Source organism: Pseudomonas sp. MF5691 (assembly GCF_016405645.1).
Classification (GTDB): Bacteria; Pseudomonadota; Gammaproteobacteria; order Pseudomonadales; family Pseudomonadaceae; genus Aquipseudomonas; species Aquipseudomonas shahriarae.
On sequence record NZ_JAEKDC010000003.1, the window covers coordinates 1 to 12,083 of the forward strand.

Below are 12,083 nucleotides of genomic sequence, written 5' to 3' on the forward strand. Positions count from 1 at the left end.
CTCCACAAGCACCCACACGAATTGCTTGATTCAGTTGTTAAAGAGCGGTTGGTTAAGATCTTTCGTCTCAACCGAGGCGCGCATTCTACAGCAGCCTCATTTGCTGTCAAGTGATTATTTTCAGAAGTTTTCGAGGTTTTCCTCAACAACTTCAACCACTTGCGCTTCCGATCTCTCGTTAGCGGGAGGCGAATTCTACAGCGTTACACGCTGCTGTCAACACCTCTTTTTCTCCGCTTTCGACCGAGAGGATCGAAACGTTAATAGAGCCAAACAACACTGCTCTACCAACTCCTTCTGGGCTTCGATGAACTGAAGCAACTCGCTGTCGAATTCTGCGTAACTCTTTGTTTACCAAGGAGTTTTCCGTTTCGACTGCGCCGGAAGTGGGGCGAATTATAGACTTCCAGAATCTGCCGTCAACCCCTATTTTCACAATTCTGTCATATCGGTCAAAAAAGCCCCGAAAACGCGAAAGCCGGCCCCCCAAGGGCCGGCTTTCTATTCATGCAACCTTACAAACTAGGGAACGCGAACTGCGACGCTTCATGGCTGGCACGCTGCGGCCAACGCTGAGTGATCGCCTTGCGACGGGTATAGAACCGCACCCCATCCGGCCCGTAGGCGTGCAAGTCGCCAAACAGCGAACGCTTCCAGCCACCAAAGCTGTGATACGCCACCGGCACCGGCAATGGAACGTTGACCCCCACCATGCCCACTTCAATCTCGTCACAGAACAACCGCGCCGCTTCACCGTCACGGGTAAAGATGCAGGTGCCGTTGCCATATTCATGGTCATTGATCAGTTGCATCGCCGCTTCCAGGCTATTCACCCGGACGATGCACAGCACTGGGCCAAAGATCTCTTCTTTATAGATGCGCATTTCAGGCGTCACGCGATCAAACAGGCAGCCACCGAGGAAGAAACCGTCCTCATGACCACTGACGCTCAGGCCACGCCCATCGACCACCAGCTCAGCACCCGACGACACACCGTCTTCTATATAGCCACTGACCTTGTCCCGCGCCTGCGCAGAAACCAGCGGCCCCATGTCCAGGCCACAGGAAGTACCCGCACCAATTTTCAGCGCCTTGACCTGCGGCACCAGCTTGGCGATCAGAGCATCCGCCACCTGGTCACCCACACACACTGCCACCGAGATCGCCATGCAACGCTCGCCGCAGGAACCGTAGGCTGCGCCCATCAAGGCACTGACCGCGTTATCCAGATCCGCATCCGGCATCAGCACCGCGTGGTTCTTCGCCCCGCCCAGCGCCTGTACACGCTTGCCGCGCTTAGTCGCTTCGGAATAGATGTACTCGGCAATCGGCGTCGAACCGACAAAACTCAAGGCCTTGACCTCAGGCGCCTCGATCAGCGCATCCACCGCACCCTTATCACCATGCACCACGCTCAGTACGCCTTTGGGCAAACCGGCTTCCTGCAGCAACTGGGCGATCAGCAGCGTCGAGCTTGGGTCGCGCTCTGATGGCTTGAGGATGAAGCAGTTACCGCAGACGATGGCCAGCGGATACATCCACAGCGGCACCATGGCCGGGAAGTTGAACGGCGTAATACCTGCCACCACGCCCAACGGCTGGAAATCGGACCAGGCATCAATGTTCGGGCCGACGTTGCGGCTGTATTCGCCCTTGAGGATTTCCGGTGCCGAGCACGCGTACTCGACGTTCTCAATCCCGCGCTTCAGCTCGCCGGCAGCGTCTTCCAGGGTCTTGCCATGCTCTTCGCTGATCAACTGGGAGATGCGTGCTTCGTTCTGCTCCAGCAATTGCTTGAAACGAAACATCACCTGGGCACGCTTGGCCGGTGGTGTGTTGCGCCAGGCCGGGAACGCCGCCTTGGCCGAGTCGATGGCTTGTTGAATGGTTTCACGGCTGGCCAATGGCACCTGGTGAATCACCTGGCCGGTGGACGGGTTGTACACATCGGCACTACGACCGCTGTCGTTGACCAATTCGCCGTTGATCAAATGCTGGATAAGGCTCATGCAAGGCTCCTGAAAAGTTGTCCACAGGCGCGACACGTGTCGCGCCCGACAGTTGTTCTATATAGAAGAAGAAATCAGTCGATCTTGTTCAGCACTTCGCCGACCGCATCGAACAAGCGATCCAGGTCCTGCGGCTTGCTGTTGAAGGTTGGGCCGAACTGCAGGGTGTCGCCGCCAAAGCGCACATAGAACCCAGCCTTCCACAACGCCATGCCCGCCTCGAATGGACGCACGATGGCATCCCCATCACGCGGTGCAATCTGGATCGCACCGGCCAGGCCGTAGTTACGGATGTCGATTACGTTCTTGCTGCCCTTGAGGCCATGCAGCGCATTCTCAAAGTGCGGCGCGACTTCGGCCACGCTCTGCACCAGGTTTTCCTTCTGCAACAGATCCAATGCCGCCAGCCCCGCCGCGCACGCTACCGGGTGCGCCGAGTAGGTATAGCCGTGTGGGAATTCCACCGCATACTCAGGCGTCGCCTGGTTCATGAAGGTCTGATAAATCTCGCTGCTGGCAATCACTGCCCCCATCGGGATCGCACCGTTGGTGACTTGCTTGGCGATGCACATCAGGTCTGGGGTCACGCCGAAGCTGTCTGCGCCGAACATCGAGCCGGTACGACCAAAGCCGGTAATCACTTCGTCGAACACCAGCAGGATATTGTGCTGATCACAAATTTCACGCAGGCGCTTGAGATAACCCTGCGGCGGCACGAGCACGCCAGCGGAGCCCGCCATCGGCTCAACGAACACCGCAGCGATATTCGACGCATCATGCAACTCGACCAGCTTGAGCAACTCGTCAGCCAAGGCAATACCGCCCTGCTCCGGCATACCGCGGGAGAAGGCATTACTCGCCAGCAGGGTGTGCGGCAGGTGATCGACATCCATCATCGCCTGGCCAAAAATCTTGCGGTTACCGTTGACGCCGCCCAGGCTGGTGCCGGCGATGTTTACCCCGTGATACCCACGGGCACGACCAATCATCTTGGTCTTGGTCGCCTGGCCCTTTAGGCGCCAGTACGCACGCACCATCTTCACCGCCGTATCGGCGCACTCGGAGCCGGAGTCGGTAAAGAACACGTGATTCAGGTTACCTGGGGTCAGGTCGGTAATCTTTTCTGCCAACTGGAAGGACAAAGGATGACCGTATTGGAAGCCCGGCGAGTAGTCCAGGGTGCCCAATTGCTTGGCGACCGCTTCCTGGATTTCCTTGCGCGTGTGCCCTGCGCCGCAGGTCCACAGGCCCGATAACGAATCATAGACCCGGCGCCCCTTGTCATCGATCAACCAACTGCCTTCGGCCCCCACGATCAGGCGCGGGTCGCGCTGGAAGTTACGGTTGGCGGTGTAAGGCATCCAGTGGGCATCCAGTTTCAATTGGCTGGCCAGGGTGGATGGGGCGTTTTCGGGCATGTTCATCAGCAAAACCTCGCAGGGCAAAAGGCAGCGTCGGGATTGAAAAGCGTTGTTGCAGCTAAATTGCCACGGAGATAAAGTCTAAGAAATGCAACTCTTCTAACCTTCAGTCAGGCCTTTACTAAACTATGAGCAGCCGCCGACCCGATCCACTGGCACAAGTCAGCGACTTCGATATCCGTTTGCTGCGCATCTTCCGCAGCGTGGTGGAGTGCGGCGGCTTCTCGGCGGCAGAAACCGTGCTGGGCATCGGCCGTTCCGCCATCAGCCAGCAAATGAGCGACCTGGAACAACGCCTGGGCCTGCGCCTGTGCCAACGCGGGCGCGCCGGCTTCTCCCTGACGGAAGAAGGCCGCGAGGTCTACCAATCGGCACTGCAACTATTAAGCGCGCTGGAAAGTTTCCGCACCGAGGTCAACGGCCTGCACCAACACCTGCGCGGCGAACTGACCATCGGCCTGACCGATAACCTGGTGACCCTGCCCCATATGCGCATCACCCATGCATTGGCGCAGTTGAAAGAGCGCGGTCCCGACGTGCAGATCCAGATCCGCATGATCGCCCCCAACGAAGTGGAACAAGGCGTGCTCGACGGGCGCCTGCATGTCGGCGTGGTGCCCCAGGCCAGCGCGCTGTCGGGCCTGGAATACCAACCGCTGTATAGCGAGCGCTCGCTGCTCTACTGCGCGGTGGGTCATCCGCTGTTCTACGCCGAAAACAAACAACTGGACGACCTGCGCATCAATAGCCAGGACGCCATCGCGCCGACCTTCCGCCTGCCCGCCGATATCCAGGCCCACTATCAAGCGCTCAACTGCACCGCCAGCGCTTCCGACCGCGAAGGCATGGCCTTCCTGATCCTCACCGGGCGCTTCATCGGCTACCTGCCCGACCACTACGCCAGCCTATGGGTGCAACAAGGCCGACTACGCGCGCTGAAACCGGCTACACGCTTTTACGATTTAAGCCTGGCTTCGGTCACGCGCAAAGGCCGTCGCCCTCATTTGGTGCTGGAAAGCTTCCTCGAAAGCCTGGCAGCGACCCGCTGATACGGGCCCCATACAAAACCTGAGCAAGTGGACAGCTTTTTGCAAGGCACAGGGACCATGAACCGTCAGCCCTGAGTCCACATGCCATGCCACCAGAATCCTCCAGCGCCAGCGACCTGATCTACGGCCTCAACGACCGCCCCAAACCATTGCCCGCCCTGCTTGCCGCCCTGCAACATGTACTCGCCAGCTTCGTCGGCATCATCACCCCGCCGCTGATCATCGGTTCGACCCTGGGCCTGGCCGCCCACTTGCCCTACTTGATCAGCATGGCGCTGATGGTTTCCGGTGTCGGTACCTTCATCCAGGCCCGTAGGCCATTTGGGATTGGCGCAGGGATGATCTGCCTGCAAGGCACCAGCTTTGCCTTTCTCGGCGCGGTGTTGTCGGCGGGCTTCCTGGTCAAGCAGCGTGGCGGCAGCCCGGAAGACATTCTGGCAATGATCTTCGGCGTGTGTTTTTTCGGCGCGTTGGTGCAGGTCGTGTTGAGCCGGTTTATCGGCCAGTTACGCCGGGTCATCACGCCGCTGGTAACCGGGATTGTCATTACCCTGATTGGCATCAGCCTGATCAAGGTAGGTATCACCGACCTGGGCGGCGGCTTCAATGCGCCGGACTTTGGCGCGCCGACCAACCTGGCCCTGGGCCTGTTCGTGGTGCTGACGATTATCCTGCTCAACCGCTCGAACACGCCGTGGGTACGCCTGAGCGCGATCATCATCGGCCTGCTGCTGGGCAGCGTCGCCGCCTGGTTCAGCGGCAAGCTGGTGCCCCAGCCCCTGCCCGACCTGCCCTTGATCAGCCTGCCGACGCCATTCCATTTTGGTTTCAGTTTCGATTGGAGTGCCTTCCTACCGGTAGCGCTGATTTATCTGATCAGCAGTATCGAAACCGTAGGCGACCTCACTGCCAACTGCATGATCGCCCGCCAGCCCATCAGCGGCCCTTCCTATATAAGCCGGCTCAAGGGCGGCGTGCTCGGAGATGGCGTCAGTTGCATGATCGCTGCCACCTTCAGTGCCTTCCCCAACACCACCTTTGCCCAGAACAACGGGGTGATCCAGTTGACCGGCGTTGCCAGCCGCTATGTGGGCCTGTACATCGGCGTGGTGCTGTTCTGTCTCGGGTTGTTTCCACTGATTGGCGCTGTCTTGCAGCAAATCCCCAAACCCGTGCTGGGCGGCGCGACCCTGGTAATGTTCGGCAGTGTTGCCGCCGCCGGCGTGCGCATCCTGGCCCAGGCCCCGCTGGATCGGCGCAGCATGCTGATCATCGCCACCTCGTTCGGGGTCGGCCTGGGCATCGCGGCGCAACCGAACCTGTTGCACCTGATGCCAACCCTGGTGCAGAACCTGTTCGATTCGGCCATCACCAGCGGCGGGCTGACGGCAATCGTGTTGTGCCTGCTCCTGCCGGAATCCAAGGCCGCAACACCTGCCGCAAATCCAGCCCTGGAAAGCGATACGCTGGAACCGCTTTGACGCTTTTATCGTATCGGGACTTGTCTGAGGCTTGAGGGTGGGTTATCTGTGCAGCAATCGCATTCATCGATCTGCACGGAAACCTCCATGAGCCTCGAAGTTCCTGCCCACAACAGCCACGCCGGAAAACCCGCCAGCCGCATTCGGCAAAAGAACGAACAAGCGATCATCCAGGCCGCCGAAGACGAATTCGCCCGGCATGGCTACAAAGGCACCAGCATGAACACCATCGCCGCGAGCGCCGGGCTGCCGAAGGCCAACCTGCATTACTACTTCACCAATAAGCTGGGGCTGTATATCGCGGTACTGAGCAATATCCTCGAGCTGTGGGACAGCACCTTCAACACCCTGACCGCCGAGGATGATCCCGCCGAAGCTCTGACCCGCTACATCCGCACCAAGATGGAATACTCGCGACGCCAGCCACAGGCCTCGCGGATCTTCGCCATGGAGATCATCAGCGGCGGCGAATGCCTTACCGAATATTTCAGCCAGGACTACCGCACCTGGTTCAGCGGCCGCGCCGCCGTGTTCCAGGCCTGGATAGATGCCGGCAAGATGGACCCTGTCGATCCGGTACACTTGATCTTCCTGCTGTGGGGCAGCACTCAGCATTACGCTGACTTTGCCACCCAGATCTGCCGCGTGACCGGCCGTACCAAGCTGACCAAGCAGGATATGGAAGACGCGGGTAACAACCTTATCCACATTATTCTCAAAGGCTGTGGCATCAAGCCGGCCCTCTGAACGAAGCGACTCAATGCCTTTCACCCTTACGGGCTTTTGCGAATTTCGCGAAGAAATCCGCAAAAGCCGCTTCATCACCTATGCCGCGCCGATTAGCAGCCCGCAAGACGCCCAGGGGTTTATCGAGCAGCACAGCGACCTCAACGCCACACATAACTGCTGGGCCTGGAAACTCGGTGGGCAATACCGCAGCAACGACGACGGCGAACCCGGCGGCACTGCTGGGCGACCGATCCTGGCTGCCATCGAGGCCCAGGGGTTCGATCAGGTCGTGGTGCTGGTGGTCCGCTGGTACGGCGGCATCCAACTGGGTACCGGCGGCCTGGCCCGGGCGTATGGCGGTGGCGCGAATAAATGCCTGCAAAACGCCGAGCGTATCGAGCTGATCAGCCGTGTGCCGTTGAGCTGCGCCTGCGGATTTGCTGAACTGCCCCTGGTCAAGCTGCGTGTCGCCGAACTGGGCGGCCTGGTGGTAGAAGAAACCTTCACCGCCAATGGCGTGGAGCTACAACTGGCCCTCGGCGAAGCCCATATCGACACCTTGCAAACCCAGTTGGCCGACCTGAGCCGCGGACGAATCCTGCTGCAACGCTGAACCTGATAAGGTTGCTCACTGAACCTCGATGCCATAGGAAGCCTTCATGTCTAAGCCAAAAACCGCATTGATCATCGGCGCCTCGCGCGGGCTGGGCCTTGGCCTGGTCAAGCAATTGCTGGCTGACGGCTGGCACGTCACCGCCACCGTGCGCAACCCACAAAAAGCCGACGCCCTCAAAGCCCTCGGCCCGGTACAGATCGAGCAACTGGACATGGACGACCAACAGGCCGTCATCGCCTTGAACCAGCGCCTGAAAGCCCAGACCTTCGACCTGCTGTTCGTCAACGCCGGCGTCAAGGGCCCGGCCAACCAGACCCCGGGCCATGCCACCCAGGCCGAAGTCGGCCAACTGTTTTTCACCAATGCTGTGGCACCGATCAACCTGGCCCAGCGCTTTGCCCCGCAGATTCGCCAGGGCAGCGGCGTGCTGGCGTTCATGAGTTCGGTACTGGGCAGTGTGACCATGCCCGACGCGCCGGACCTTGCGCTGTACAAGGCCAGCAAGGCCGCGCTGAACTCCATGACCAACAGCTTCGTGACGCAACTGGGCGAGCAGAAGCTGACCGTATTGTCGCTACATCCGGGCTGGGTCAAGACCGATATGGGCGGCGAAGGGGCCGACCTGGACGTGGAAACCAGCGTGCGCGGCCTGATCGCCCAAGTGAACGCCTACACCGGCAAGGGCGGCCATCACTTCGTCAACTACAAGGGCCAGACCATTCCCTGGTAAGCCAGCAGATAAGCGGTGGATAGACCCCACCGCTCACTCCACGTAAACTTCCCACCTCGCCCTTACCGGCGACCCTGGATCAGCAGACAGGGCAACACTGAGCTGGCAAACCTGAACCCATCATTCAGAGGAGCCGGCCAATGCCTGCGACCCGTATCTGGTTAAAAAACCCCCTCGCGATTTTCACTGCCAACACCCTGGACGCCCGTGGCGGCCTGGTGCTGCAAGACGGTGTGATCGTCGAAGTGCTCGCCCTCGGCCAGCAACCGAGCATCGCCTGCGAACAAACCTTCGACGCCCGCGAGCACGTGGTGCTTCCCGGCCTGATCAACACCCATCATCACTTCTACCAAACCCTGACCCGCGCCTGGGCGCCGGTGGTCAACCAGCCGTTGTTCCCCTGGCTGAAAACCCTGTACCCGGTGTGGGCGCGCCTGACCCCGGAAAAACTCGCGCTGGCCAGTAAAGTCGCCCTCGCCGAGCTGCTGCTCTCCGGCTGCACCACCGCGGCCGATCACCACTACCTGTTTCCCGATGGCCTGGAACAGGCGATCGACGTGCAAGTCGACAGCGTGCGCGAACTGGGCATGCGCGCCATGCTCACCCGCGGTTCCATGAGCCTGGGCGAAGCCGACGGCGGGCTGCCACCGCAGCAGACCGTGCAGCAGGGCGAAGTGATCCTTGAAGACAGCCAACGCCTGATCCAGCGCTACCACGAGCGCGGCGACGGTGCGCAGATCCAGATTGCCCTGGCGCCTTGCTCGCCATTTTCGGTCACCCCCGAAATCATGAGCGCCAGCGCCGAACTGGCCAACCAACTCGATGTGCGCCTGCACACCCACCTGGCCGAAACCCTCGACGAAGAAGACTTCTGCCTGCAGCGCTTCGGCCTGCGCACCGTGGACTACCTCGACAGCGTCGGCTGGCTCGGCCCCCGCACCTGGCTGGCCCATGGCATTCACTTCAACCCGGATGAAATCGCCCGCCTGGGCGCGGCCGGCACCGGTATCTGCCATTGCCCAAGCTCCAATATGCGCCTGGCCTCCGGCATCTGTCCGACCCTGGACCTGATCGCCGCCGGCGCGCCGATTGGCCTGGGCGTGGACGGTTCGGCCTCCAACGATGCGTCCAACATGATTCTCGAAGCGCGCCAGGCTTTGTACATCCAACGCCTGCGTTATGGCGCGGAAAAAATCACCCCTGAAGGCGTACTCGGCTGGGCCACCAAAGGCTCGGCCAAACTGCTGGGCCGCAGCGACATTGGCGAGCTGGCGGTGGGCAAACAGGCCGACCTGGCACTGTTCAAGCTCGATGAGCTGCGTTTCTCCGGCAGCCACGACCCACTGTCGGCCCTGCTGCTATGCGGCGCGGACCGGGCAGACCGGGTGATGGTGGGCGGCAAGTGGCGGGTGATCGACGGGCAAATCGAGGGCATGGACCTCAAGGCCTTGATCGCCGATCACAGCCAGGCGGCGCGGCAGTTGATCAACGCGTCCTAAGACGGGCCCGAGCTCGAATGCCAAAGCAGCGACCTGGGTCGCTGCTTTGGCACTTGCACAAAACGCAGGGAAAACAGCGCTCTGGTTACAGGTCTTTATGTTTAAGTTTGTCCGGCAACATAAACATCAGGATCAGGCACGCCAACAAGCTGGTGGCGCTGATCACATACAACGCGGGCGTCGCACTCCCCGTAAACTCGATGATCTGACTGACCATCAATGGGCTGACGATTCCACCGAACTGCCCCAACGTGTTGATCAATGCGATACCTCCCGCCGCGGCCGCTCCCGATAGAATCATCGGCGGCAATGCCCAGAATGCGGGGATGGAGGCAATCACGCCACCGCCCAATACGCCCAGGGCAATCACCAGCAACGTCGTATCGTCATCGAAAAAGCCCGCTAACAGAAATCCGATAGACGCCAGCAACAACAGGCCTGCCACGAATTTTCGGCGCTCGCCTGAACGGTCTGACAGGCGTCCAACGGTAATCATCGCAATTGCCCCACAGACGTAAGGCACCGCAGTCAAAAGCCCCAATGTGCCTGACGACTCCACCCCAGTGGAACGAATCAAATGCGGCGCCCAGAAATTAAGGCCATGGGACCCAAGCTGAATGAGAAAATAGAGAAACCCCAACAACAGAAGAATCGGCGATTTCAATGCGCTTCGAAAGGAGTGCTCTACAGAAGACGATTGGTTCTTTTCCGATATTTTTTGCGCCAACCATGATTTTTCGGCCCGCGTCAGCCATTTAGCGTCCTCCACACGATCACAGAGTACATTCAAGACAACGATCCCCAGCACAACGCAGGGAACACCTCCGAATAGAAACAGCCAATGCCACCCGGGAAGACCAAACACGTTATCCATATGTTCTAACAGGAGCCCCGCCAAGGGTGCGCCTATCAGTCCTGAAAATGCCGAAGCGAGGAACAAGTGCGACGTCGCTCGACCTCGAAATGCAGAAGGAAACCAAAGCGTCAGGTAAAATACGACCCCCGGCCCAAAACCCGCTTCCATTGCGCCGATCAGGAAGCGCAGCACATAAAACTGCCATTCGGTCTGGACAAAGACCATGGCACAAGTAGCAATCCCCCAGGACATCATGATCCTGGCAATCCACCTGCGCGCCCCCACCTTGTAGAGCATCAAGTTACTGGGCACTTCGAAAATCACATACCCGACAACAAATAAACTGGCCCCCAGCCCATACACCGAATTACCGAACCCTAACTCGCTTTCCAGCTGAAACTTTACAAAACTGATATTGATCCGATCAAAAAATGCAAAAAAAAAGCAAATTATAATTAATGGCATCAAGCGCCAGGTTATTTTTCTTATCAGTGCCTGGCCCTGAACATCATCCGAGACACTGTCTTGCGCCAACTCTGCCTTTGCAGCCTGCATACTTCCCCCCATTGAGAGATGTAAACCCTCTCAAATTATTATTTTTATTATTCAACGTTTCAAGCAAGACTAACCAGCCACTCATCAATCATTCCGGCCACTTGATTGCTGTTAGCATCCATCATCAACATATGACTGTTACCCGACACTCCGACCGTCGGCAACTCCAAGACCCGGGAATCTACCGATTTATTTTGCAGTTGCTCAAAGTACGCCTCACATCTGTGAAGGTAGCTCTCCCACATGACACTTTTATCGCGAATGAAATCCCCCCAAATGGCTAGATGCGGAGGAAGCGTCAGTACACTTTTGGATAGTTCGGGAACTGCCGATGGCTCGATAGCAACCACCCCTTTCACCGTTCCTGCAAACTCCTGCGCCAGTTGCAGGGCGTAGTAAGCGCCCTGGCTATGCCCGATCAATACACAAGGTCCAATTTTTTCCAGCAAGGCTCTATAGCCGGCAAGTGCCCGGTGATCGGTACCTGCCCAGCGAGGCACGAACTGTTGGCCAAAAACATCCAGGTGCTCCACCGGGAACTGCTGCCCGGGGTAAGCCTGCTCTTCACGGGCCTCAGCGCAGTAACTGGACGCCGGACCGAAGCGGAAATGATGCCATACCGCATCCAGCGTCCGGTGTTCAGGCTTGCCTGCGAGGATCTCGGGATAGGCAGGCCAGGATGCACGTCCACGCTCAAACGCATCGCACAAGCAGGCGTCGTATCGGGCCTTCAGAAAAAACGTCAACCACCCCGGCCGGCCATCCGGTGTGTTTTCCCAACAGGCGCCGGTCAGGCCGCCGCCATGCAGGAAAACCAGTGGATAGGGGGAGCGTGGGTTGCTTTGTGTATACCGTTGGCAATACATCTGGCCAACCATGTGATGCCCATTCATCGACACCCGGATAGGCGCGGCGCCGGGAACCTTGGTCATCAGTTGTTCCGGAAAGCCGTCCATATACACGCGCTCTCCGCCAACATGAAAACCCTCGATAGACTTCAATGCAATGTCCTGGATCGTCATTGTGATTACCTCTGCTTTTTTTAATACACAGCTTGTTTAATCACTTGAGATTGATCCTACTCAGGCTATATTGGAAATACCGTTTTTTGATTGACCCATATATAAGATATATACCC

At 58.8% G+C, this 12,083-nt stretch carries 10 protein-coding genes; 6 read left to right on the plus strand and 4 right to left on the minus strand.

The annotated features are described in order from the left end of the window. Positions 1–515 precede the first annotated feature (515 nt). Together JFT44_RS05385 and JFT44_RS05390 are read right to left on the minus strand one after the other, a co-directional pair. Positions 516–2,009, minus strand: a complete 1,494-nt coding sequence (locus JFT44_RS05385; protein WP_057958254.1) for a CoA-acylating methylmalonate-semialdehyde dehydrogenase — start codon at positions 2,007–2,009, stop codon at positions 516–518. A 74-nt stretch (positions 2,010–2,083) separates the two neighbouring features. Next, positions 2,084–3,433 carry an aspartate aminotransferase family protein gene (locus JFT44_RS05390; RefSeq protein ID WP_057958253.1) on the minus strand — a complete coding sequence of 450 codons (1,350 nt, stop codon included), beginning with the start codon at positions 3,431–3,433 and terminating at the stop codon, positions 2,084–2,086. 125 nt (positions 3,434–3,558) lie between these two features. On the opposite strand from JFT44_RS05390, the gene JFT44_RS05395 reads away from it, so the two are divergent. The 6 genes from JFT44_RS05395 to JFT44_RS05420 all read left to right on the plus strand — a co-directional run bounded on the left by JFT44_RS05395 (position 3,559) and on the right by JFT44_RS05420 (position 9,534). Continuing rightward, positions 3,559–4,479 (plus strand): LysR family transcriptional regulator, encoded by a 921-nt coding sequence (locus JFT44_RS05395; RefSeq protein ID WP_057437664.1) that lies wholly within the window; start codon positions 3,559–3,561, stop codon positions 4,477–4,479. A gap of 86 nt (positions 4,480–4,565) precedes the next feature. Then, positions 4,566–5,960 (plus strand): uracil-xanthine permease family protein, encoded by a 1,395-nt coding sequence (locus tag JFT44_RS05400; protein ID WP_057958251.1) that lies wholly within the window; start codon positions 4,566–4,568, stop codon positions 5,958–5,960. An 87-nt stretch (positions 5,961–6,047) separates the two neighbouring features. After that, positions 6,048–6,707: a TetR/AcrR family transcriptional regulator gene (locus tag JFT44_RS05405; RefSeq protein WP_057437660.1), complete on the plus strand. Its 660-nt coding sequence runs from the start codon at positions 6,048–6,050 to the stop codon at positions 6,705–6,707. Between the two features lie 13 nt (positions 6,708–6,720). After that, positions 6,721–7,302: a YigZ family protein gene (locus JFT44_RS05410; protein WP_057437658.1), complete on the plus strand. Its 582-nt coding sequence runs from the start codon at positions 6,721–6,723 to the stop codon at positions 7,300–7,302. A gap of 46 nt (positions 7,303–7,348) precedes the next feature. Then, entirely contained in the window at positions 7,349–8,035 is a 687-nt protein-coding gene (locus JFT44_RS05415) for an SDR family oxidoreductase (RefSeq protein WP_128593779.1), read from the plus strand. A 140-nt stretch (positions 8,036–8,175) separates the two neighbouring features. Further along, positions 8,176–9,534 (plus strand): 8-oxoguanine deaminase, encoded by a 1,359-nt coding sequence (locus JFT44_RS05420; RefSeq protein ID WP_057958250.1) that lies wholly within the window; start codon positions 8,176–8,178, stop codon positions 9,532–9,534. Positions 9,535–9,619: 85 nt separating this feature from the next. On the opposite strand, the gene JFT44_RS05425 is transcribed toward JFT44_RS05420, so the two are convergent. Together JFT44_RS05425 and JFT44_RS05430 are read right to left on the minus strand one after the other, a co-directional pair. Then, positions 9,620–10,945 (minus strand): MFS transporter, encoded by a 1,326-nt coding sequence (locus JFT44_RS05425; RefSeq protein ID WP_057958249.1) that lies wholly within the window; start codon positions 10,943–10,945, stop codon positions 9,620–9,622. Between the two features lie 59 nt (positions 10,946–11,004). Continuing rightward, complete coding sequence (locus tag JFT44_RS05430) at positions 11,005–11,967, minus strand: alpha/beta fold hydrolase (RefSeq protein WP_057958248.1); 963 nt, start codon at positions 11,965–11,967, stop codon at positions 11,005–11,007. Positions 11,968–12,083: the final 116 nt, after the last annotated feature.

Bases quoted from the DNA above. Each gene is read 5' to 3' on its own strand.
- JFT44_RS05415 (WP_128593779.1), top strand. From the start codon at position 7,349: ATGTCTAAGCCAAAAACCGCATTGATCATCGGCGCCTCGCGCGGGCTG.
- JFT44_RS05410 (WP_057437658.1), top strand. From the start codon at position 6,721: ATGCCTTTCACCCTTACGGGCTTTTGCGAATTTCGCGAAGAAATCCGC.
- JFT44_RS05405 (WP_057437660.1), top strand. From the start codon at position 6,048: ATGAGCCTCGAAGTTCCTGCCCACAACAGCCACGCCGGAAAACCCGCC.
- JFT44_RS05395 (WP_057437664.1), top strand. From the start codon at position 3,559: ATGAGCAGCCGCCGACCCGATCCACTGGCACAAGTCAGCGACTTCGAT.
- JFT44_RS05385 (WP_057958254.1), bottom strand. From the start codon at position 2,009: ATGAGCCTTATCCAGCATTTGATCAACGGCGAATTGGTCAACGACAGC.
- JFT44_RS05390 (WP_057958253.1), bottom strand. From the start codon at position 3,433: ATGAACATGCCCGAAAACGCCCCATCCACCCTGGCCAGCCAATTGAAA.
- JFT44_RS05400 (WP_057958251.1), top strand. From the start codon at position 4,566: ATGCCACCAGAATCCTCCAGCGCCAGCGACCTGATCTACGGCCTCAAC.
- JFT44_RS05430 (WP_057958248.1), bottom strand. From the start codon at position 11,967: ATGACGATCCAGGACATTGCATTGAAGTCTATCGAGGGTTTTCATGTT.
- JFT44_RS05425 (WP_057958249.1), bottom strand. From the start codon at position 10,945: ATGCAGGCTGCAAAGGCAGAGTTGGCGCAAGACAGTGTCTCGGATGAT.
- JFT44_RS05420 (WP_057958250.1), top strand. From the start codon at position 8,176: ATGCCTGCGACCCGTATCTGGTTAAAAAACCCCCTCGCGATTTTCACT.